The sequence below is a fragment of the Zestosphaera sp. genome (assembly GCA_038843015.1).
Lineage (GTDB): Archaea > Thermoproteota > Thermoprotei_A > Sulfolobales > NBVN01 > Zestomicrobium.
Map to the genome: position 1 here is coordinate 24,108 of JAWBSH010000004.1, position 21,469 is coordinate 45,576.

Here is a 21,469-nt window from a genome sequence, read left to right on the forward strand (position 1 = left end):
CATTACTGTAGGGAGAGCGTATTACTAAGGTTCACACTAACGAAGAATCTCTAGCTCTAGTTCTATGTAGGAAAACCTTCTTCCACCATACTCTACAGTACCTATATTGACTTTAGAGAGCTTTACTAAACCCTCTAGTCTCTTACTAATGAGGTTATAGAGATCTACTGCTCTAACTATGTTATCACCCCTACCGTAGAGCACTACCTTCTTGATACCCTGGTTAACATAATTATTAAATAGTAGCATGTAGGTCTCCATAGCTTTATTACCCACATTTAATTTCTTAACAGCTACTGAGTTCATCACCTAACATCCATTAACTTTTGCTAGTGCCCCAAATAAGTTTAATTCTTCTTAGTTATGCTTCACTCACGAGCATGAGGAGAAACTAACTCTCATCACATCGTTGGTCTTGTGCGGGGTCTCTCAACACGTACGTCCATAAGATAAAACACAACTTTTAATTGAATGTTGTTTCTTTTTGGTTTTTTCTAGGGTTTGTAAAAATTGTGAATGTGGTGGTCTCGGGGTTTCCGAGACTTACGGCGGCTCATGAGGAGGCTCGGTCTTGATGTAGGGATGAGTTCTGTGAGCTTGGTAGGGGACCTAAACACACCCCTGCTTTGTCGTAGGGTGGTGAGTGAACTGCTGGCGACAGCTGGAGACGTGCTCTCGCAGGCAGGGCGGGAGAAGAATAAGCTGTTGAGAAATGGATGGCTGGGAGGCTGAATACGAAAGAAAGTGAAAGCCTATAAACAGCCATTTACCGAGAAACGGTTGAGAGCTCTCCCGAGGATAGCGGTGACTACGAAGCTCTTGTTGGGTTCCTGAGGCTCTACCATTATGCTGTTGTACAACTAGTGGTGAACAGACTGTGGAGTTTAGAGGAGATGTCTTCTATAAGCACTCTCCACAGGATGTTCTACTCAGAGCATACCACGTGAAACAAGTCCATGTCTGCTCAAAACAGTAGTTAAAGCATGTAAGAAAAACGGTAGGAGAAAGCCTAGTCCTTTAGAGCGGGGAGAAAAATTAGTGACTTAAAAAGAAGTATACTACTTGATTACTACTTTTTTAGAAAATATTTAAAACCCTCCACACACATAAACATGGTGTGCCTTATGTTTGAGGAAGAGTGGTGGGAAGAAGAAGAGGAGGAATGGTGGGAAGAAGAGTGGGAAGAGAGTGAAGAAGAGGAGTGGGAGTAAACCCACCTTCTCACTCGATTTTTAAGTTAAGACTTTATGAAGTGTTACAATGTGTTTGCTTCAATAACACGTTAGCTTAGTTCTTCCAACTACTAAGAGCAAGGCTTTTAGTTGTAAGTAGGAGAAGAAACGCGTGCTTTAACGACATATGAAGGCTGAGTGTCTAGCTTCTGATCATATTGATAAATTTTAGTGAGTGAGTTGATGATAAATTTGGTGATTCACGTGAGGTTTAAGTCAGCGTCAATTCCTGTAGACGAGTCGGGAAGGCAGTATCACCTAAATTTGAGGAAGGGTGATGTGCCTAGGTACGTCTTACTTCCTGGTGATCCAGACAGGGTACCGTTCATAGCTAGTTTCTGGGATGAGAGTAAACTACTGAGCTCGCATAGGGAGTACGTTACCTACGTGGGCAAGTATAGAGGCGTTGATATAGCAGCTGTCTCTACCGGCATAGGAAGTCCTGCGACAGCCATAGCTGTTGAGGAATTATTGAGGGTAGGTGCTGACACGTTCATAAGAGTTGGAACGACTGGTGCTTTAAAGAAAGAAATTGAGTTAGGCGACCTGATAATAACGTCGGCTGCGGCAAGGTATGACGGGGTTAGTAAGATTTATGTTGATCTGGAGTACCCTGCCACAGCTTCATTAGATGTTCTCCTAGCTTTAATAGAAGCAGCAGAAGAACTCAGGGTCAGGTACCATGTTGGGATAACAGCAAGTAGTGACTCATTTTACGTAGGTCAGGGGAGACCGGGCTTCAAGAATTACTTACCTAGGCAATGGTCTGATATACACTTAAGACTCGCTGAAGTAAACGTGCTTAATTTTGAGATGGAGGCCGCAACAATATTCACTCTAGCTAACATATATGGTGGTAGGGGAGGAGCCGTATGCGCGGTCATAGCTAATAGAGCTACGGACGAGTTCGCTCCTGGAGCAGGTATTGAGAACGCGGTTAGGGTGGCTAACGAAGCTGTGAAGATTTTGAAAGAGTGGGATGATTTAAAAGCAGAAAAGAAAGTTAGTTACTTGTCGGTAAGCACTCTGAGTGAGTGGTATTTGAAGAGTCGTAAACTAGAGAGGCGAGAACAAGGCGGTGGATAACTTTGGTTAAGGTCTTAGTAAGTAACGCGACGATAATGACTTTTTCTATGAAAGAGAAAATGTTGATAAATGAGGGGTTTGTCTTCTCAGATGATGGGAGAGTAGTTGTTGTTGGTTCTGGCGAACCTCCCGAGGAATTAAAATATCCTGAGTTACTCCTTACTGGAAAGGAGAGGCTAGTTATGCCAGGCTTTAGTAGCGCTTTCACGAATCTCTCGCTTTATTTGCTGAGATATAGGGAAGGTTTGCGAGACTTAAGCTCTGATATAGAGTACTTGAAGAAAATAACGAGAGTCGACATGTACTTCCTTGCTGCTATGGCTTTCGCAGAGTTGATTTCTAGAGGGGTCACGACAGCTTTAGTAGTAGATGTTTACTTGGATGAGGTTGCTAGAGCAGCTCATGATTTAAGCTTTAATGCTGTTTTAGCACCACCATTTAATTGCGGCTTAGAAGAGTTTGCTCCTGAGGCTGAATTAAGGTTGCTGTTGAGTAGGTGGCATGAGAAAGTTGAGGGGATCAAGGCAGGGATTGCCGTGTGTGACGAGGCGAGTGAGAAGGTAGTCTCTTTAGCTAAGGAGCATAACCTAAGAATATTTCAGGTTGGTGGGCCGGTGAGTGATTATGAGGGGGCAGAAGTAGTTTTCGTGAACCCCTCGAAAGGTTCTGGGAAAAACGTGATTAGGTGGGGACCTCAGCTAAGTGAGTGGAAACCTGAGGAAGGGTTAGGCGTGGGGGTGAGGCCCTCATACGATATGAGAGATGTAGTTAGGGAAGTCTCATACAAGACTTCTAGACACCCGATAGACGTGCTTTACTCAGCAATAGTTAGAAACCCTGTATTGATAGGCTTTAAAGACGTGGGACCGCTAGAGAGAAACCTGAAAACGAACTTGTTAATGCTAAACGCATCAGAACCTCCTGGCTGGCCGTTACCTAAGAATCTTGGCGGAGTAGCTAAGGCTGTAGTTGAAGGTAACCTAAGAGTAGAGACTGTTATACTTGATGACGAAATACTCGTAGACGGTGGTGAAACCATGACTATAGGCAATGACCTCATAAATAAGGCTAAGAAGCGCCTAGCTAGTCTTGTCCACGAATAATAGATTCTTCTTCAAGAAAGACTACGTAGGAGGTAATGCAGCATAAGAGGTAGCGTCAAAAAAATTCAGGGGTATTGCGTTATTGAGAGGTTCTGCTACGAGTGTCAATTAATAGTTGATGTGGTTAACAAGACCTTAGAAATTAATATCGGTTCTAGAGTTAGGGGGTCCTTAATTAAGGTTAGGGGGGAACTCCCTCTAGAGTCTCTAAACATGCTTAGGAAATCTCGAACTCTTAAGATGCCGCTAGAGAAGCTTAGGTCTATTAACAAGTACCGAGTTAGCAAGAAAGATACTAGCGTGTTTAAGTGCCTAGAAGACGAGGATTTGCAGCATAACTTGGCGGTAGTAGAGATAATCTATGAGGAGGGAGAAATAAAACTCTTAATAAACGATAACGAGGCATCAAAACTTACTAGAGTCTTTAGTAAATGACTTGTAATGCAGTTAGTTATTACTTCATTGCTACGTAGAGGGTTGACCTAGTCGCTTTAAGTCCGGGCTCGCCGTGCTTAACGTATTTAGTAGTCGGTGCGTACTCTCCAAGGTAATGACCTATCATTTCAGGAACTATCTTGACCGGAATAAATTCTTTTCCGTTATAAACCTCGATTGTTAATCCAATCATCTCCGGTAATATGACCATATCTCTTACGTGGGTTCTTATTCTGACGTTCTTACCTTGAGCCATCAGCTCTCTAGCTTTCCTAACTTCTCTAAGTAGCTTTATTCTGGGCGATTCTTCAATCCCATACTCTCTGCGTTTACGCATTATCTCCGTAGAAGACTCTCGTAATAATGACCGTCTAGCTCTTGCAGGCAGGACCTGGATTAACTGATCCATTGGCATACTAAGTAATTCTTCCAATGTCTTGCCCCTATACTTGAAGCGCTTCCATTCTGGGGGTATCTCTATACTCGTCGTCACTGATTACACCTAAAATAAGGAATATCCAGAGCTTAAAAACTAAATATCCTTAAGTAATTACGTTTAGTTATGTTGTTTCTGGGTCTTAATAAGGGCAGGCAAGCTTATAATTTGGGAACTCTTGTATTAATCTTAGAGGGTGTTAAGGCATGGGGTACGAATGGATCGATGAGATGTTTAAGGTTGGCATAAGTAAAGAAGACTTAGAAGAGCTTGAAGCAACGTTGAAAGACATGAGGGAGCCCGTAGAAGTCTACACTTTCGTTGACAGTGCCTGCAGATACTGCTCTAACACTATAAGACTTATTGATACCCTATCAAGCGTTAGCCCCAAGATAGGTGGGTCTAGCTTAATAAAACATAAAGTTGTTAAGAGAGAAGCAGACGCTGAAGGGTTCTTCAAGAGATTCAACGTCTCGAGAGTCCCTACAGTCTTAATGATTGAAGGTCACATAAAGTATACTGGAATGCCGGCAGGCGAGGAGATTAGGGGATTAATTGAGACTTTAATTAGGTTAAGTACTGGCGACTCAGGACTAAACGAAAATACGGTGAAGGGAGTAGCAAATCTGAAGGCCCCTGTTAAAATAGACGTCATAGTCACGCCAACATGTCCTTACTGTCCTTATGCCGCCTTACTAGCTAATATGTTTGCTTTCGAATCATATAGGTCGGGAGGTAAGCTAATCACGGCTGACATTATAGAAGCTTACGAGAATCCAGACATAGCAGACAAGTACGGAGTCATGTCAGTTCCGACAATAGCAGTAAATGGTGAGGTAGAGTTCATAGGTGTGCCTTATGAGGACCAGCTACTAGAGAGGGTATTAGAACACTCAAAGAGAGAGTACCTGAAGAAAATTAAGAAAGAAGAGTACATGAGAATACTGAGAGAATTAGCAGAGGACACGGAAAGCAAGAAAGAGTAGTGTTTCATCAATACTCGCATGTGAAGCAGTCTCCTAACTCGCCTTCCTGGAGAGCGTACCTGGTAGCAATCCTATACCTCACTTGAGTTTTTCTCTCAGCTTCTGGAGTAGCTTCAGTGACTCTCGCGGCGCTTTCCGTGGCTTCACTCTCCCTGCGTGTGGCTTCTGGGGTAGCTTCAGTAACTCCCTCTACTTTTCTTTCTCTAGCTATTCTGCGGGTCAATTTAGCACCGAAGTATATGACTTGCTGTGTCTTACTCCTATCTCTATAGATTGTTATCCCCTTACAACCCAGCTTCCAGGCAAGCAAGTACACGTTTTTCACATCATCTACGCTGACTTCAGCCCTCATGTTGACCGTTTTACTTACTCCAGCATCAACCCATTGCTGCCACGTAGCTTGATGTAACACGTGCCACGAAGGCTCTACGTCATGAGCAGTCGCGAATATTTCTCTAAGCTTCTTAGGCATGTACGGGTTATGTCTTATAGAGCCTGACTCAGCTATGAGGTTGACAACTTCCGGGTCGTCAAGACCGTATCCCCTCAACGCGTCAAGGAATAACGTATTGACTTCAATGAATGTCCCTACAGTTACTACTCGAGTGAACGCTAAAGCAAATATAGGTTCTATAGATGATGAGGTTCCAGCTATTATTGAGATAGTTCCGGTCGGAGCTATAGAAAGTAGCGTGGCATTCCTTAAACCGTGTTTAGTCATCTCTGAGCGTAACTCATCCCAACTAACTTGAGGTCTCATCTTAACGAGCGTCTTAACATGGTCTGAGACCTTAAATTCAATGCCTGCAGTCGCGAGCAACTCATCAAGTGACTTGGTAGTTAACCAGAAGGGTCTGTAGAGTTTGGGATTCCAGGCAGGGAACGCTCCTTTCTCAGCAGCTAACTCTATTGAGGCTTTATAAGCGTTGTAAGCTATCCACTCACCCAGGTAGTAAGCTAGATACAGCGCGTCAACGGAATCGAAGGGGATGCCCAGCCTTATGAGCATATGAGCCCAGCCCATCACGCCTAAACCAACCTTCCTCGTACGCTTAGTAGCTTTCTCGAGTTGTGGTAACGGCCACTTAGCAACATCAATAACGTTGTCTAAGAACCTCACAGCAACTCTAACGTCATAACCTAAGCTATCCCAATCAATGACTGGATTGCCGTTTACGTAGTGTACGTATCTCTCTAGGTTAATACTACCAAGATTGCACGATTCCCACTCTAGCAGAGGTTCCTCTCCACACGGGTTAGTAGCGTTTATCTTGCCTATGTACCATGTGGGGTGTCTCCTATTGATTGTGTCTATGAAGAGTAGACCTGGATCCCCCGAATCCCAAGCATTCTTGACTATCTCTTGAAAGAGTGTCTTAGGGTCTTCCCAACTAACTATAGCATTTTCTCTCTCAGCTATTGCAAGAGCTTCATCCCAAGTTATTATGACGGACTCGTCTAGAGGTATTGACCCACCATGTTCTTCAAGCTCATCAAGTATAACTTCCTGAACCCACTCTTCACTCATGTAATGCCTCGCCCAAACAACCGCATATTTTCTAGAGTCGCTACTACCGTCGATAGAAGTCTTGCGCGGGTTAATCAAGGGTACTGGCCTATTCTCGGCTAAGTGCTTGAAGAACCAGTCATAAACACCCACTGATATATTAAAGTTTTGGAGTGCCTTATCTTTAAGTTCTCCTGACTTACTCTTAATAAACTTCATTATGTCAGGATGCCACACATGTAAAGTACCCATATTAGCTCCTCTTCTGCGTCCTCCCTGCTTCACCACATCCGTGTTCACGTCGAAGAGCTTCATGAACGAGAGAGGTCCTGAAGCCACGCTAGCAGTGGTAGAGACTACATCTCCTTCAGGTCTGAGCTCAGAAAATGAAAAACCAGTACCGCCACCTTGCTGGAAAACTATAGCCTGAGCTCTAATAGCGTCGTATATTCCCTCACCCTCGGGCGTCACCATAGAGTCTCTAACAGGTAGAACGAAACACGCTGAAAGGATGCCTAATCTAGTTCCAGCATTCATTAAGGTTGGTGAGTTTGGTATAAACTTTAATTCAGACATTAGCCTGTAAAATTCATTAAACCACTTTTCACGATCTTTCGTCTCAGCACTAGCTATGTGTTTAGCTACTCTCTCAAAAAGCTTCTTTGGGGTCTCAACAAATTTTCCACTCGAAGGGTCCTTAAGTAGGTACCTGCTCGACAAAACTTTTAGCGAGTAGTAACTCAGTCGAGAGTCCTCGGGGCTGAATTCAGTCCATGCGTTCTTCCCATACACGTCGTTATAGATCCTTGCAAGAAGATAGTGCCGTGCGGCTAACTCATACCTGGAATCCAGCACGACCTTACTAATGAAGGTCTTCTCTACTAGGTCAGCTATCTTACTCGTAGTTAGCTTATCTGTCACCTTTAAAATCTCAGACATTAACTCATCCATAACTCCAGATATAGCTGACGGGTCATTGAGACCGGCAGAACCCATAGCTAGGTGAACAGACCTGGTAAGCTTATCTAGCTTAAAAGACTCAATAACGCCACTTCTCTTAGTAACGCGTAAAGTCTCCAAATCCATTCACCAAGTTTTCTTATTTCTCCCCCAATATCTTAAGAAGTTTGGGAACTCATAAAGCCTAACCTTCTTAGAATTAACGTATTACTAAACATTAATCAAGTCAGAATACTGAAATAGTCCGCTAAGTAAAGAAGATAATACTATACTCACTATGTCTTAAACAGCCTTAAACTTGGAATCCCATGTTTCGTAAACCTTAACTAACTCTTTATTAACGCTAGGCCTTCTCTCCTTTATAGCTTCTATGAAGTCCTCCTTACTTATTGGTCTCGGGCTTCCTGAACCGCCACCCTTCGCGAAAAACTCTCGCACGGTCCTTAGATGCGCGCTCATAACTATGTCTCTTATGTCACTAGCTGTGTAGCCGTCTAACGAATCAGCTAATTCGTCTAAGTTAACGTCAGGCGATAAATTCAGGGGCGAGGTATAGAGCTTGAGTAGTTGTCTTCTAGACTCTTTGTCAGGTAGCGGGACGTAAATCCTCTTCTGAAATCTTCTTATGAATGCTTCATCAAGTTTCCAAGGTTTGTTAGTAGCAGCTATTACGTAAACTAGTCTCTGCTCATTACCCTTGTCTTGCAATCCGTCCATCTCTTTAAGGAATTGAGTCCTGACTCTTACTTCTCCGCCAATCTCGCTACTAAAGATTCCGAAAAGTGAATCTACTTCATCAATGAATATTATGACTGGCTTAGACTCGCTTGATGAGACTTCCCTTGCCTTACTAAACAGTAAGGCAACCTTACGCTCAGACTCCCCAAGCCATTTAGACATTATCGAAGCAGCATCAACATGTATAAAAACTCCCTCAATCTCGTTAGCTACGGCTGCTGCAATGTATGTCTTGCCGCACCCTGGCGGGCCGTAGAGGAGTATTGCTCTAGGCCACCCTAGAGGGAACAAGTCAGGTCTTTTGGTCGGATATATTATGGACTCGTATAAAGCTCTCTTCACTTCATCTAGTCCTGCAACCTCGTTGAAGCGTACCTTAGGCTTCTCTCTAACTATTAAATCTTCAATCTCTTGATCGTAGTTCTCCTCTCTAACAGACCCTGATGAAGGGAGGGGTGAGGTTCTGAAACGTTCTAAGTCTCTTATCCTTTTCTGGTATTGTTTGATCCAGTCCTTATATATTGTGTTTAGGGGGTTCTCAGGATACAGTTGTATTATTTTAGTCAGTACTTCTATAGCGTTCTTATAGTTTTTTACTGCTTCACCGTAGTTCCCTTCTCTATCATTCATTACTGCCTGTACTGCATAATGCCTAGCAATATTCTCTAGGTAAGGCAATGAATTACTGCTCACATCTAATCACCTTAACCTAAAAACTCAAAATACTATCTTGTTTTGTTCTCGCAACCTATTCAGTGCTTTATAGACTTCTTCCTTGCTCACGCCCAGCATATCTTTAAAATGATTCACGTCTACGAAGCCGTTATGAGTTATTATGTACTCGAGTAGTGCTTTCTCTAGCAGATTCTGGTCAACCATCTTGGACCTGTCTGATTGCTTACTTGGTTGTGTAATAGCTTCTACCTCCTTCTTAATCTTATCTTCGAGATTCCCTCTAACCTTAACTGGTAGCAGTATGTCTACAGGTATTTCAGGCAGTTGAGATTTTATTGTTTCCTCAGCGGCTTTCTCTATTTCTTGAAGTAGCTTCTTAGCTTCAGGTGTGTGCTCAATTATTTCTTCAGGTTTTAACTTGGTGTAGTCTGTCGTAGACGCTATGACTCTCCTAGACTCGCTAATTAAGCTATCTATATTGTAGGCCAGGTTAGGTACTAAGTCTTTCACGTAGTCTTTAGCGACTACCAGAAGATTAGAAACTTCTATCAAGTGGTGCGACAAGTTACTTACGTCTTCTAGAGTCTCAAGCCTTAGCTTCACCTGCTCAAGCACCTTCTCTACGACAACTAACTTAGTAGTCATTTCCCTAACTTGAGTAGCCTCGTTAGCGTATATGAGCGCACGGTCTTTCTCCTTACCTATACTGGCCGAAATAGTTGCTTTAACTAAGTGGTCGTACCTGCTTTTTAATCTAGCTACGGTATCTGAGACTTCCTGCTTAGCTGAATCGACGTGTACTATGAGGAGCGAGATAAACTTCTTAGGATCTACTTTAGACCCTCCTTTAATTCTTCCTACGAGGCTACTAAACCACTTAAAGACCCCTACATCCCCGCCTCCGCTAGCGATGCTCAAACCTCACCCCTCCATGACGTTACGTTACGTCTATTACTTGTACTTGTATCGGTTGTTCTGCCTTACCTTGTTCTTTGGGGGAAGGCTTAGCAGGCGGTGGAGTCACCTCTGTAACAGGCTTTATTTCACCGGCTTCACTCTCCAACTTCGTGATTAGTTCTAAGTGTTTCTCAACATCTCTTTTCTCATCGAGTGCCTTAGCTTTGTTATTTCTGAGAAGTTCTGAGGCTGCCTTATACGCTTGATCACTTATTTCGTTACCCATGTAGAGTATCTGCATGTTAGTCATGTCTTTCTCAAGTCTTATTACGAGATCCTCTAACTCACCTGCTCTCTTCCTAAGAAGCTCCTTAACCTTACTAACTTCTTCCTTGAGTGCTCTAAACTCACTATCTAGTTTCTTCTTTAATTCCTCGTATGCGTGTGCAGGTATAGAAGCCTTCCTAAACAACTCTTCAGTAGCTCTTAATCTTCTCTTAACTCTGTCGAGCTTGTTCTCAGCTTCTATCGCTAGAACTTTCCACTCAGGCATTACGACAGGTCCGTCAGGCGTTAGCTTGACTCTGCTGACCGGGACATTCTCGTATATAGCGTCATTAATCACTACTTCTAGAGTTTCTACCTCTCCAGAAACGTTGCTGAACGTAGCTACTAACCTGCCAATGACTCTCCCATACTCATCTTTTATTAACTGACCCACATACTTATCAACTTGATCTAAAGTTATTACCACTGCATTCAACACCTCACAGTAATACTGACAAACATAGAAATACTTAAAAGGAGTCGGGGGGTGTTTTTCGGGTTTCTGAAAGAACTTCACTAATTTCTCAAGCACTTTTCTTCAGGTCTAGCAATGTCGTGTTGGATTTTGTGCAGTTCTCATCACATGGTGAATAGTTCACGAACCCCCTATATCTGAGACTATAGTTGCAGGGCAAACTCTATTAATGTAAACTACCGATAGACGTCATTCAAGAGTTCTGTGTAGTAGGAGTTAAGAAGGATTTGAATTAAAAATAAAAAGAGATTAGGATTTGAGTTTACTCTTTAATTAGTCCCTTCTTCTTGAGGTCCTCGACTTCTTTCTTGCTTAAGAACCTAACTACCTTGATCTTAGTCTCGGGGCTAGTGCCTACTACTGCCCATCTGTTGTTCTTCAGCTTCATGAATTGCGGGTTCTGAATCTCTACTTTCTTCTTGGCTTTTACATCAAAAGCCATCCACTTCTCCATAGTTTTCACCGCACTAATAATATCTACTAGGAAGTATATAAACTTATTGAAGGTTGTCTCATTGTATTCTTCAGGTAAATCTTTATAATAATGTGTAAGTAATTTTATTGAAGTGTGTACAGTGTGTTATAGGTAAAAAATCTCATGAAATACAAAAATTACATTTGCCTTATAAAGTGAGTGAATCTAGAGTGGGCAGTTAGTTGAGTTATCAAGTGATTAACCAGCATAATAAGTTTGCAGCCTGATTACCTTACAGAGTTTTCTCCGTCAGAATTGCGGTACTATCTAGAGTATCGTTGAGGGCTCTTTTCCTGTTTTCGTCTTGGGAGGAATTACTGGAAAGTCTTCGTTAAAAGTGGAAACTATGGTGAAGAAAGTGTTTATTAACGTGTAGAGGTGTTCTACGAATTTAGGCTTATAATCCTCACTCAACTCACTTCTGAACACTACTCGCGCTACCGTAATCGCTTGAAGGTCTACGGGACTTGGTTGTAGTCCAGTATTACATGTTGGACACACAGTAATGATTCTGTACATGAGCTTCGACGAGAACCTTAATGCCTCCTCAGCACTCAACTCACTTAGTTTTTTCTTATGTTCTGGGGATACAGCAACACCTAATAAGAGGACATAACGGTCTTCCCTACCCTCAGGCCTGAAAATCTTGAGATTCACGTGGAGTGGGGGTTGCGTGAAGACGTCGAGACCCCAAGCAATCCTGAAATGTGGCTGTGTCTCAAGCTTCCTAATATTAAAGCCCTCCTCTATAAGCCACTTACTTATTAGCTCGTCCTCTTGAAGACTCACTTAACGCCACCAACTATATGAGTGTTGAGGACATTATTATACACTTATTAATAAGCTATTAATAAGCATTCTCTTTAAGTGGTTGCCCGTGTCCGTTAGCTAGTTTTTGGTTGTTTTAGCTGTTTTTGGTTTTTCTGGGTACGGGTTCATCCCACCTGTTTATCTCTTTTCTCCCCGCTTACGGCTCCAGGGGTGTCGTAGGGATCCCTAGAGTCATCGGCGAAGAGTGGTTCACAGAGTCTCGTCCCTCGCCAACGACTCATCAGCTCATCGGCTCCCAGCTATTAAAACACGTGGATGCTTATATACCTTTACGTTAGCTCCCGAAACCCACAGAGGTAACCCAAATAACCAAAAAACCAAAACTAAACAACATACAAACAGCCACATTAAGTATTTAATCCTTCTAGTAAGATGTTATAGGGGTGTTAGTTTGCTTGGTAAACATCCTCTAGAGTTACCGCAACCCAGAAAGCTTAGTAAGGAGGAAGTAGCTGAAGCTTTGAGACTCTCTATAATAGCTGAGCTAGACGCTATAAACCTGTACCTACAGCTAGCCAGGTATTCTGAAGACGAAAACGTTAGGAAGGTATTTGAAGACATAGCTAAGGAAGAGAAGACTCATGTAGGCGAGTTCCTCACCTTACTTAAGTCTTTAGACCCTGAGCAAGTAGCTGAGCTTAAAGCGGGTGCTAAGGAAGTGAAAGAATTAACTGGGATTACGGTATCGGATAACGACCCACCGATTCAGGAGACTACAGAAGATGAAACATTAAAGAAGCTGAGTATTAAAGCTAAGGAGATTGTTGACTCGGTTAGGAAGTTACGTAAAGTGCTAGGAGTTGTTCATGTAGGTAGGGGGGTTGAGGCTCTCCCACTAGAAGAAGCAGTAGTGGAAGAAACTGCTAGGTCCAAGATTAGTAAGGTGGTGATGCTTAGCGAGATTAGCACTCAATTCAGTATTAAAGTGAGGATATTAGATTACTGGAGTAAGACAGGGATTCAGCCAGACCTGGCGCCACTCTCACTAGCTTCAACAAAGCTCGCTCTGGCTGAAGATAAAATAATTCTTGAGGGAGACCTAGAGAGGGGGTGGCCCGGACTCCTCACTTGTAAGATGAGTATTAAGGACGAATTAAGTGACTGGAGCATACCAGGAAATCCAGTAGCAGATGTCTCGAAAGCAGTTAAGAGCTTAATTAATGAAGCTATACCACCACCCTACGTGCTGTTAGTGAGTCCGGCAAGATATGCCGACCTATTAAGATACACTGAGAGGGCAGGCGTCATGGAACTAGAGAGAGTTAAAGCTCTAGTGAGTGAGGTTGTGCAGACCCCTCTATTAACTGATAATGATGTCTTAGTAATTTCAACAAACAAGTACATGATAGATTTAGTTGTCGGAGCTGATACAGTCTTAGACTACCTAGGACCCTCAGCTGACGAACACTTATACAGACTTTGGGAAACTCTCGTATTAAGGATAAAGAATCCTAAAGCGATAGTGCATCTTATGAAAAAATAACTATCTGTATTTTCAACTACCAATATTTTAAATTCTCTCACTTCTGAAATTTTGGATAATTCATTGGTTTGAGAGCAACTTAATGATTTAATGCGTTTTAACTTCTGTACTAAGTCTTAAACACCTCATCATTATTTAGCTGATAGTAATGCCTGAGATTATGAATTTAGGAATCATTGCTCTCGGAAAGCCTAGCCCCTGAGAGTAGGGGAAAACGCGTCCTATCCAGGTAATTAATAACTAAAGACTTGAATACCTGCTTAGTTAGTGCATTAACATGCTTTAAGTTCTCGTTGTGAGATTTAAAGAGTACTAATATGAATTAAAGCTTTTTTAATTTTAGTTGAGAAGATATTCGGGTGATATTTACGAGAAAGATTTCGTTAAGGTCTTCAAAAATAAAGCCTTCACCTCATAGAAGGCTTGTAGCTAAAGTTGACGAGCTCCTTAAGTCTGGAAGAACTGTTTATAATTACTCTGCTGGTCAGCCAGGCCTCCCACCCGATGAAGACTTAATTAATGACTTCTACAGCAGGCTCGTTAAGAATCCTTTTAATCATTTTAGATACCTATCTACGAAGGGGTTGTACGAACTACGTGAAGCTATCAAGGATGATTTAAAGAAGTATGGTGGCTTTGAAGTAGATCCTGAAAATATTGTTGTGACTTCAGGCGGTGTTGAGGGAATGAACTTGTCGCTAATAACTACTACAGACCCTGGCGACGAGATAGTTTTACTAGATCCGACATATAGCGTATACTGGGATTTAGCAGAACTGTATGACCTGAGAATAAAAAGATGTAGTCAAGTAATCGATAATGATTTCCAGCCCGAGGAAGAATGTTTAAAGAACTCTATAAGCAGGAATACAGCTGCTGTCATAGTAGTTAGTCCTGACAACCCGACTAGCAGAGTAATACGAGAAGACTTAATGAAGCTCATAGCTGATTTATGTGTAGACAATGATGTGTGGCTCATATATGATGAAGCTTATAAGCATGTCATATATGAGGGCGAGCATGTGTGGATTCAGAGATACTCTAGAACCATGGAGAAGCTAATAAGTATCAACTCATTCTCAAAAGATGTCGCTATACCTGGCTTTAGAGTTGGGTACACGTACGCACCAAAAGAAGTGATATCTGAGATGGTCAAGATTAAAGGACTCTTAAGTATTACCTCACCTGTTCCTGGACAGTGGTTTGCTTACTACGCACTCACTTCAGGCATAAAAGAAAAATACTTGGGTAAAGTACTCCCGATATATAGGTCTAGGAGAGACGCACTATACGACGCTATAAGAAAGTATTTACCTGAAGCAAGAGTGTGGAAACCACCAGCTTCTATGTATTTATTCCCTGACATGTCGCCTTACCTAGGAAAACTTAAGATGAACGACATCGATTTCACGTATCAACTAGCAGATCAGAAAGGAGTAGTAATGTTACCGGGCTCCATATTCGGTAATTACGGAAACAACTACCTTAGAATAACTTTCGTAACACAGCCAGAAGATAAGCTTAGAAAAGGCATCGAGATAATGGCGGAATTCATAAATGAACTAGAAAAGCAATAATTCCAGATTCTGTTAAGCCGCGATCAATTATTATTTTAGACTTAGGCTGAACTGAATTTATAGACTTTCACACTTTCCGCTAATGTTTAGTCTCACGTGAACAAAACTAAAACAAGAAGAAAACAATAGCACGTCTTATCAAGCATAATATTATGGGAGAGCAGGTTGTTAAGCGTTAGTCTGCTATTAAGAGCTTGGGCAGAAGTTTTCTTTAATCTAGTAAAAAAGCTTATTAACTCTCTAACAAGAGTTTTTAAGGTTTACGGAGGTGGTCTAGATGGCAGAGCATGAGAAGCAGGAGGATAGATGTCCTCCGGGTAAGATTATTTACGATGAGGTCAGGGGAGAGTATATATGTACTGAGAGTGGTGAAGTCATTGAGGAGAGGGTCGTAGATCAGGGTCCTGAGTGGAGAGCGTTTACTCCTGAAGAGAAGGAGAGGAGGTCACGTTCTGGCTCTCCACTCTCACAGACTTTACATGATAGCGGCATAGCTACCATGATTGATTGGCGTGATAGGGATGCTTCAGGCAAGAAGCTTGAGCTAGAGCGTAAGTTAGAAGCTATGCGTATGCGTAAGTGGCAGATAAGGACTAGGATACAGAATAGCATAGACAGGAACATAACTCAAGCAGCTGAAGAGCTCGATAGGTTAGCTGTGGAGTTGGGTCTTCCTGAAGCTATCAAGGACGAGGCCGCAAGTATCTATAGGAAAGCTGTCGAGAGAGGTGTGGTTAGGGGTAGGGCTGTAGAAGCCGTTGTCGCTGCTTGCCTCTACATAGCTTGTAGACTCTACAAACTGCCCAGGTCTCTTGACGACATCGCAGAATACACTAAGACTCAAAAGAAGGAAATAGCCAGGTGTTTCAGGTTACTAGTTCGTGAACTCAACATTAAGATACCTGTCTCAGGAGCTAGTGATTACATACCGCAAATGATTTCAGCGTTAGGGCTCGGCGGGAAAGTAGAAGCCAAGGCTAAGGAAATACTTGAGTTAGCTAAAAGTACTGGAATCACTGCAGGTAAAGACCCGGCAGGAGTAGCCGCGGCAGCGGTCTACATAGCTGCCAGACTTTGCGGTATAAAGAAGACCCAAAAAGACATAGCTCAAGTAGCTGGCGTGACTGAAGTTACAGTGAGAAACAGATATAGAGAGATAACACAACAACTAAATCTTAAAGTTCCGGAAGACGAGGAAGATTAATTTCCTCTCACTTTTTAGGGTTAGGGAGTTGTTTCTTGTCTGTGGTTTTAGGTTTTTCAAAGCTTTTAATGTGATTGGGTGTGGGCAAGGACTTCTAAGCCTCTGAAGCTTATGAACGTTTTGGTAACTCTGGGTTTCCGAGACTCGCGGCAGACCGTGAGGAGGGGACTCAGGAAAACCCTAACGACCTGTCCTAAGAAGAACTACGAAAACCTAAGACGGGAAACGGTTAGGTATCTGTCTCTTATTCTATAGTTAAAAGAATTTTATTCGGTTTCTATGAATATTATACTCTCTGCAGGAATACCGAACTCCTCGACAAGTATATTTTTGGCTTTCTGTCTTTGATCACCCTGTATTTCTATATGGTTATTCTTGACCGTACCGCCAGTCGCTAATCTACTCTTGAGAACAGAAGCTACTTTCTTTAAGTCATAAGTTGATGGGTCTATACCCTCTATAATAGTGACCTCCTTACCGAACTTCCTCTTCTCTAACCTGATCTTAATGAGTTGCTCCTCAGCACCTAACTGAACACAAAGTTCCTCTGGTAACCCACCACATAGAGAGACTATATCCACCTTGCTTTTCTTGCTCATCTCACACCCTACTTCATGTAATAAACTCTCAAAAGTTTATAAAGGTTTCTGGAGGAAGCTAATCCGAGCTAGTTAGCGTTACTGATTCGGAAGCTACTGCGGTTAACTCTCTTATGAGACTCACGGTCTCTTCAATACATTCGTACATTTCTTTGCTAATTGCTACGTAAGGTTGCTTGAATCTCCTCCATAAGTAAGCTCTAAAGCCGATATTACCTTCTGAGCCCTCGTACTCGAATCTTACTATGACATCAGCAACTCTCGATTCTAGTTTATAACTAAAATCGTCTGTGTAAGCCCCGATCCTAACAACTATCTTCCCTAACTTTCTCAAGTAATTCATCTGATTATAGAGTTCTCGAATATGGTCGCTAACGCTTGTAGTATGTCGAGGTATCTCAACTCCGTGGAAAACTACTATGTGTGGGTCTAGCTCCTCAATTATTGATAATTCACGTGCTACGAGTTGTGAAACACTATATGAGAATGGGTTAACACTCTTGAATACTACGTGGTTCTTAACTAGCCTCTCACTCAAATCTTTGTTGAAGCCCTTATTAACGAGACTACGTACTAGAGCTTCTCGTATCGAGACTGGCGGGTATTTATAGCTTATAAAGAGTAGCTTCATATTCTCCTTCACGGCCAAACCAAGTAGCATTATGGCTAAATCTATGTAATCACTGTCTGGCGGGTAAGTGATATTTATAACCATACCCTTATGTATGTGATTTAGTGTCTTGCGAAGTAGACTGCAAGGCAATTCGAGTTCTTCGCCTGCTTCAACAACTTCATCTAATATCGTCGGCACCCAAACCTCAATTCCTTTACCCTCACGTATTGAAATAGGTATTTCTGCCAGCAGTATCGGAGCTCCTCTAGCTTTCCTGATCTCAAGCGTCCTAACCAAGAAGCCTTCTTCCTTCCTATGCTTCAGTATTAAGACTGCGTCGGAAACGAATTCAATACTCCCTAATTCTAGGGATTCAGAACCATAAGGCATCTCAGCAATCAGTATGAGTAAACCGTTAATTACTCGCGATATCGTGTAGAAGAAGTTTTGAAGCCAAGACCTCTTCTCACTATCTTTCTCGAGTATATCTAAAAGAGGATTTACAGAATCTAACACCACCACATCATAATCTTCAGAAACAAACTTGCTTATTGCTTCAGAAACCCCCTCTATATCGAGTGTCATAGGTATCTTAACAAATCTTAAAGACCCTGCAGACTCAGTCTTCTCTAGGTCAAGCCCTAACATACTCATGTATTTATAGAGCTTCTCTCTGTCCTCCTGCAGGGATACGTACAGGCATCTATACCCCTTAAGAGCATTAGAGTAGCATATAGTAGAAGCCATAGTAGTCTTTCCAGATCCTGGATGTCCTGCTATAACCATAGTATACGGGGGAGAAATAAAGTCCCCTAAAATCTTATCTAATCCCTCTATACCAAGTCTTAGAAACTTGTTTGATTCCCTCACGACATCAACCTCCCAGTTGATCTCGTTGCTTCTTAATATAATTAAGTATCTCTCCTAAATAAAAATTATAATGATCGAACTCACTAACTAGGAATTTAAATACGGCAAAACCTTCTTTAAGTCTTTTCTCGGCTTAATTCACAAGAGAGGTACGAGTTCTGAGCGGCAGTAGGGGCACTTACCATTTAAGGCTTTATAGTCTCCAGAACAAATGATTACTTTATCCATGCCGCACTTACTGCAAGTGTATAAGATGTCTCTCCCAACATGTAGTGATTTCCTACATATAGTGCAATTTTTAGTTACCCAGCCTAAGTGTCCTGACGCGTTAATGCCTCTCAACATGCCCATCGAGTTCACCACCACATTTTTCATATTTTAGTTAATAAGCTAATATCGCTCTTAATTACTTTGTCACACGTTCTTCTAGGAAATCTGTTATTAACCCCTCAAACTACTTTGTGTCTTAGAGGTTGGTGTGGGGTGCAGCCTATCAAGATATGTGCTGTTGGCGATGTACACGGGAGGAGGTATATCCACATTTTTCAAGCCTCACTCAGGTCTATGGTTTTGTTTAAGCCGGACGTGTGTGTCTTTGCTGGTGACATGGTTGATGAGGGTAAGGCTGACGAGCTAGAAGTCATAGTTGATGAAGTCAAGACAAAATTCCCTAACACGCCAATCATATCAGTGTTCGGTAACGAGGAGTATCACGAGTATGAAGATGTCTTCATGAGTAGATATCCTGAACTGCTATGGCTGAATGATTCAATGACTTTAATGAATATTAGGGGTGTAAATATCGCTTTCATAGGCTCTAGAGGTTCTTTAGATAGGCTGACTTACTGGCAGAAGAGAAATAAGCCGGAACTCAGGCTAGTCTATATAGAGAGACCGAGAATACTGAAATCTCTTATTGATGAGGCCAGGAGACATGCTGAGCTCGTAGTACTGATAACCCACTACGCCCCAACCTTCTTAACTGTTAAAGGAGAGCCAGAAAGAATCTACCCTTTCATGGGCTCTCAGCTAATGGAGAAAGTAGTGAAGGAAGCTAAGCCAGACATAGTAATTCACGCTCACGCGCATAACGCTAGAGTAGTTGAGGCGTCGATGGGGAATACGAAAATTTACAACGTGTCTTTACCGGCTAGAAAAGGCTTAACACAAGTTGAAATACAGCCTAGGAAAACTCTGGAAAACTATAGAGTGAGCAAGTAGTTGCTATGCAGCGGCTTTCAAATCTTTTTAAAATACTCGAGCAAGTCTTACTTAGTTTATTAGAGCTTCATTAAGTTATGCTTAGGAGCGGGGAGAGATGATGCTTATATGCGTGACTGGAATGCCGGGAGCTGGTAAGTCGGAAGTTGCTAGGAGATTAGCGAAATACTTGAATGCTAAGTTACTAAATATGGGCGACTTCGTGAGATCAGAGGCTCTTAAAAGAGGACTTCCAGTGAATAGAGATAATTTAATGAAGTTGGCCAGTGAGTTGAGGGAGGAGTTGGGTCCTGATGTAATAGCTAAGTTAGTCTTAGCCAACATTAGTGAAGACTCTCTTTACGTAGTTGACGGCGTCAGAAGCTTAGAAGAAATTAATACGTTCAGAAGCAGGACTCAAGTCATTTTAATCGCTGTTCACGCATCACCTAAAGAAAGATTTAAGAGACTGTTAAGTAGAGGTAGGAAAGACGATCCCAAAAATTATCAAGAATTTCTTGAGAGAGACCTTAAGGAACTGAAGTTGGGTCTAGGGAATGTTATAGCGATGGCTGACTTAATAATAGTGAATGAAGGGAAAGACATAGAACTAGTCGTTGGGGAAGCGCTGAAGATGATTAAGGAGGCTATGAAAGATGTTCACGCTGACTGTAACGTGTGAGGTAAGACCTACTGAAGACAAAGATAAAGTTATGAAAGCCGTAACTAATCTCTTCGATCTAGATAAGGTTGAAGTAATAGAAGACTATCCTTACAGTAAGTTAGTTGGTGAAAGTAGTAAGATAGAGTCCCTAGCAAAGCTTCATAGAATCTTAAGACAGGAGAGAATCCTTGACACATTCAGAAGTGTTCTACTCAGTAACAAGATAGGTAACACTACAGAGTTTAGACTTAACAAGCAGAGTGCTTACGTAGGTAGAGCTACTTTAGTAACCTTAGATAGTGAGTCGCCACTAGGACCTATAACGGTCAGGATAACCAGCGACAAGATAGATGAAGTGATAGATTGGCTAGCTCCGAAGACTGTAGGGGGACGCCCGATACAGGAGAGGAGTATCCCAAAAGTGTAGGTGTAGATAAATAAGTCAGGTAACTCGATATAGGGGTTCAACTCTTATGTTCGGTTTTCGGTTTGCGTTATCCTTGAGAGTGTTCGGGGCGTTCCTAAACCCTCACATCTTGAGTAGCTTGGGGGGAGCTCGCTTTACAGGGCTCTCAAACCCTCATCAAACTATTCCCACGCATGAAGCACTAGAAACACTTACAAGCGTCCCCACCTACATCAACCAACATGAACAGATACGAAACCCGAAACAGTTGCGTTAGGCAATATCATCACTTAGTTTATTATCTTTAACGCGCAGTATTCATTAGGTCGAGAAATTGAGTGATGAGATAAAATACACGTTGAGTTTTGAGGGTTACGGCGAGATAGAGAAGGTTCTGATTAACATAGCTAAGGGATTAGCTGAAGTGAGGCTGTCTCCCCAAGACCTAAGTGATCCAGTATCTTTTCAGATAGCTGTTTCGAGAATGTATGATGCTCTCATGAAAGCTATTGAGGGAGGCGGTAGGTACTCTTACGTAGCTAAGATAAGGTTTGTGGATAGCTTAGGTAATAATGTCTCGGCCGTTGTTGACTTAGGTGAAGAGCCGCCCCCCTTCGCAAGTAAGAATATCAGAGCAAGGATTACTGTGGAGCTGTATGAGGAGTAGGTATTTTGATGGGGGCGATAACT

At 42.2% G+C, this 21,469-nt stretch carries 23 protein-coding genes; 12 read left to right on the forward strand and 11 right to left on the reverse strand.

Annotation, left to right across the window (positions count from 1 at the left end; genetic code table 11):
- Window positions 1-36: 36 nt before the first annotated feature.
- On the reverse strand, window positions 37-306 hold the full coding sequence (locus QXL29_03885; GenBank protein MEM2283732.1) for a DNA-binding protein: 270 nt from the start codon (window positions 304-306) through the stop codon (window positions 37-39).
- Between the two features lie 210 nt (window positions 307-516).
- Between QXL29_03885 and QXL29_03890 the strand changes: the two genes are divergently transcribed.
- From QXL29_03890 to QXL29_03905, 4 genes are all read left to right on the forward strand, one after another.
- Window positions 517-732, forward strand: coding sequence for a hypothetical protein (locus QXL29_03890; protein MEM2283733.1), 216 nt, complete (start codon window positions 517-519; stop codon window positions 730-732).
- Window positions 733-1,430: 698 nt separating this feature from the next.
- The gene (udp, locus tag QXL29_03895) at window positions 1,431-2,318 is read left to right on the forward strand and encodes a uridine phosphorylase (GenBank protein MEM2283734.1); all 888 of its coding nucleotides are present in this window, start codon (window positions 1,431-1,433) and stop codon (window positions 2,316-2,318) included.
- Between the two features lie 2 nt (window positions 2,319-2,320).
- Window positions 2,321-3,421, forward strand: coding sequence for a hypothetical protein (locus QXL29_03900; GenBank protein MEM2283735.1), 1,101 nt, complete (start codon window positions 2,321-2,323; stop codon window positions 3,419-3,421).
- Window positions 3,422-3,541: 120 nt separating this feature from the next.
- The gene (locus tag QXL29_03905) at window positions 3,542-3,856 is read left to right on the forward strand and encodes a hypothetical protein (protein ID MEM2283736.1); all 315 of its coding nucleotides are present in this window, start codon (window positions 3,542-3,544) and stop codon (window positions 3,854-3,856) included.
- Window positions 3,857-3,875: 19 nt separating this feature from the next.
- On the opposite strand, the gene QXL29_03910 is transcribed toward QXL29_03905, so the two are convergent.
- The gene (locus QXL29_03910) at window positions 3,876-4,349 is read right to left on the reverse strand and encodes a 30S ribosomal protein S19 (protein MEM2283737.1); all 474 of its coding nucleotides are present in this window, start codon (window positions 4,347-4,349) and stop codon (window positions 3,876-3,878) included.
- 149 nt (window positions 4,350-4,498) lie between these two features.
- Here QXL29_03910 and QXL29_03915 point away from each other — a divergent pair, with 149 nt between their 5' ends.
- The gene (locus QXL29_03915; protein ID MEM2283738.1) at window positions 4,499-5,278 is read left to right on the forward strand and encodes a thioredoxin family protein; all 780 of its coding nucleotides are present in this window, start codon (window positions 4,499-4,501) and stop codon (window positions 5,276-5,278) included.
- A 7-nt stretch (window positions 5,279-5,285) separates the two neighbouring features.
- Here the strand turns inward: QXL29_03915 and QXL29_03920 are convergent, their stop codons facing one another.
- The 6 genes from QXL29_03920 to QXL29_03945 form a co-directional block, all read right to left on the reverse strand.
- Window positions 5,286-7,865 carry an adenosylcobalamin-dependent ribonucleoside-diphosphate reductase gene (locus QXL29_03920; protein ID MEM2283739.1) on the reverse strand — a complete coding sequence of 860 codons (2,580 nt, stop codon included), beginning with the start codon at window positions 7,863-7,865 and terminating at the stop codon, window positions 5,286-5,288.
- A 162-nt stretch (window positions 7,866-8,027) separates the two neighbouring features.
- Window positions 8,028-9,176 (reverse strand): ATP-binding protein, encoded by a 1,149-nt coding sequence (locus tag QXL29_03925; GenBank protein MEM2283740.1) that lies wholly within the window; start codon window positions 9,174-9,176, stop codon window positions 8,028-8,030.
- A gap of 24 nt (window positions 9,177-9,200) precedes the next feature.
- Window positions 9,201-10,076, reverse strand: coding sequence for a hypothetical protein (locus tag QXL29_03930; protein ID MEM2283741.1), 876 nt, complete (start codon window positions 10,074-10,076; stop codon window positions 9,201-9,203).
- Window positions 10,077-10,095: 19 nt separating this feature from the next.
- Window positions 10,096-10,809, reverse strand: a complete 714-nt coding sequence (locus tag QXL29_03935; protein ID MEM2283742.1) for a CdvA-like protein — start codon at window positions 10,807-10,809, stop codon at window positions 10,096-10,098.
- A gap of 310 nt (window positions 10,810-11,119) precedes the next feature.
- Window positions 11,120-11,311: a hypothetical protein gene (locus QXL29_03940; GenBank protein MEM2283743.1), complete on the reverse strand. Its 192-nt coding sequence runs from the start codon at window positions 11,309-11,311 to the stop codon at window positions 11,120-11,122.
- A 288-nt stretch (window positions 11,312-11,599) separates the two neighbouring features.
- Complete coding sequence (locus QXL29_03945; protein MEM2283744.1) at window positions 11,600-12,121, reverse strand: DUF2299 family protein; 522 nt, start codon at window positions 12,119-12,121, stop codon at window positions 11,600-11,602.
- A gap of 433 nt (window positions 12,122-12,554) precedes the next feature.
- Between QXL29_03945 and QXL29_03950 the strand changes: the two genes are divergently transcribed.
- The 3 genes from QXL29_03950 (at window position 12,555) to QXL29_03960 (ending at window position 16,427) form a co-directional block, all read left to right on the forward strand.
- Window positions 12,555-13,646 (forward strand): family 1 encapsulin nanocompartment shell protein, encoded by a 1,092-nt coding sequence (locus tag QXL29_03950; GenBank protein MEM2283745.1) that lies wholly within the window; start codon window positions 12,555-12,557, stop codon window positions 13,644-13,646.
- 359 nt (window positions 13,647-14,005) lie between these two features.
- Complete coding sequence (locus tag QXL29_03955) at window positions 14,006-15,223, forward strand: pyridoxal phosphate-dependent aminotransferase (protein MEM2283746.1); 1,218 nt, start codon at window positions 14,006-14,008, stop codon at window positions 15,221-15,223.
- A gap of 277 nt (window positions 15,224-15,500) precedes the next feature.
- Window positions 15,501-16,427: a transcription initiation factor IIB gene (locus tag QXL29_03960; GenBank protein MEM2283747.1), complete on the forward strand. Its 927-nt coding sequence runs from the start codon at window positions 15,501-15,503 to the stop codon at window positions 16,425-16,427.
- Window positions 16,428-16,693: 266 nt separating this feature from the next.
- Here the strand turns inward: QXL29_03960 and yciH are convergent, their stop codons facing one another.
- The 3 genes from yciH to QXL29_03975 form a co-directional block, all read right to left on the reverse strand.
- Entirely contained in the window at window positions 16,694-17,026 is a 333-nt protein-coding gene (gene yciH / locus QXL29_03965; protein ID MEM2283748.1) for a stress response translation initiation inhibitor YciH, read from the reverse strand.
- 58 nt (window positions 17,027-17,084) lie between these two features.
- Window positions 17,085-18,509, reverse strand: a complete 1,425-nt coding sequence (locus tag QXL29_03970; GenBank protein MEM2283749.1) for an ATPase domain-containing protein — start codon at window positions 18,507-18,509, stop codon at window positions 17,085-17,087.
- Between the two features lie 138 nt (window positions 18,510-18,647).
- Window positions 18,648-18,860 carry a hypothetical protein gene (locus tag QXL29_03975; protein MEM2283750.1) on the reverse strand — a complete coding sequence of 71 codons (213 nt, stop codon included), beginning with the start codon at window positions 18,858-18,860 and terminating at the stop codon, window positions 18,648-18,650.
- Window positions 18,861-18,992: 132 nt separating this feature from the next.
- Here QXL29_03975 and QXL29_03980 point away from each other — a divergent pair, with 132 nt between their 5' ends.
- From QXL29_03980 to QXL29_03995, 4 genes are all read left to right on the forward strand, one after another.
- Window positions 18,993-19,730 carry a metallophosphoesterase gene (locus tag QXL29_03980; GenBank protein MEM2283751.1) on the forward strand — a complete coding sequence of 246 codons (738 nt, stop codon included), beginning with the start codon at window positions 18,993-18,995 and terminating at the stop codon, window positions 19,728-19,730.
- Window positions 19,731-19,830: 100 nt separating this feature from the next.
- The gene (locus QXL29_03985) at window positions 19,831-20,391 is read left to right on the forward strand and encodes an AAA family ATPase (protein ID MEM2283752.1); all 561 of its coding nucleotides are present in this window, start codon (window positions 19,831-19,833) and stop codon (window positions 20,389-20,391) included.
- Window positions 20,366-20,800: an RNA-binding domain-containing protein gene (locus tag QXL29_03990; GenBank protein MEM2283753.1), complete on the forward strand. Its 435-nt coding sequence runs from the start codon at window positions 20,366-20,368 to the stop codon at window positions 20,798-20,800. The genes QXL29_03985 and QXL29_03990 overlap by 26 nt, the downstream gene beginning before the upstream one ends.
- Before the next feature lie 313 nt (window positions 20,801-21,113).
- The gene (locus QXL29_03995; GenBank protein ID MEM2283754.1) at window positions 21,114-21,446 is read left to right on the forward strand and encodes a hypothetical protein; all 333 of its coding nucleotides are present in this window, start codon (window positions 21,114-21,116) and stop codon (window positions 21,444-21,446) included.
- Window positions 21,447-21,469: the final 23 nt, after the last annotated feature.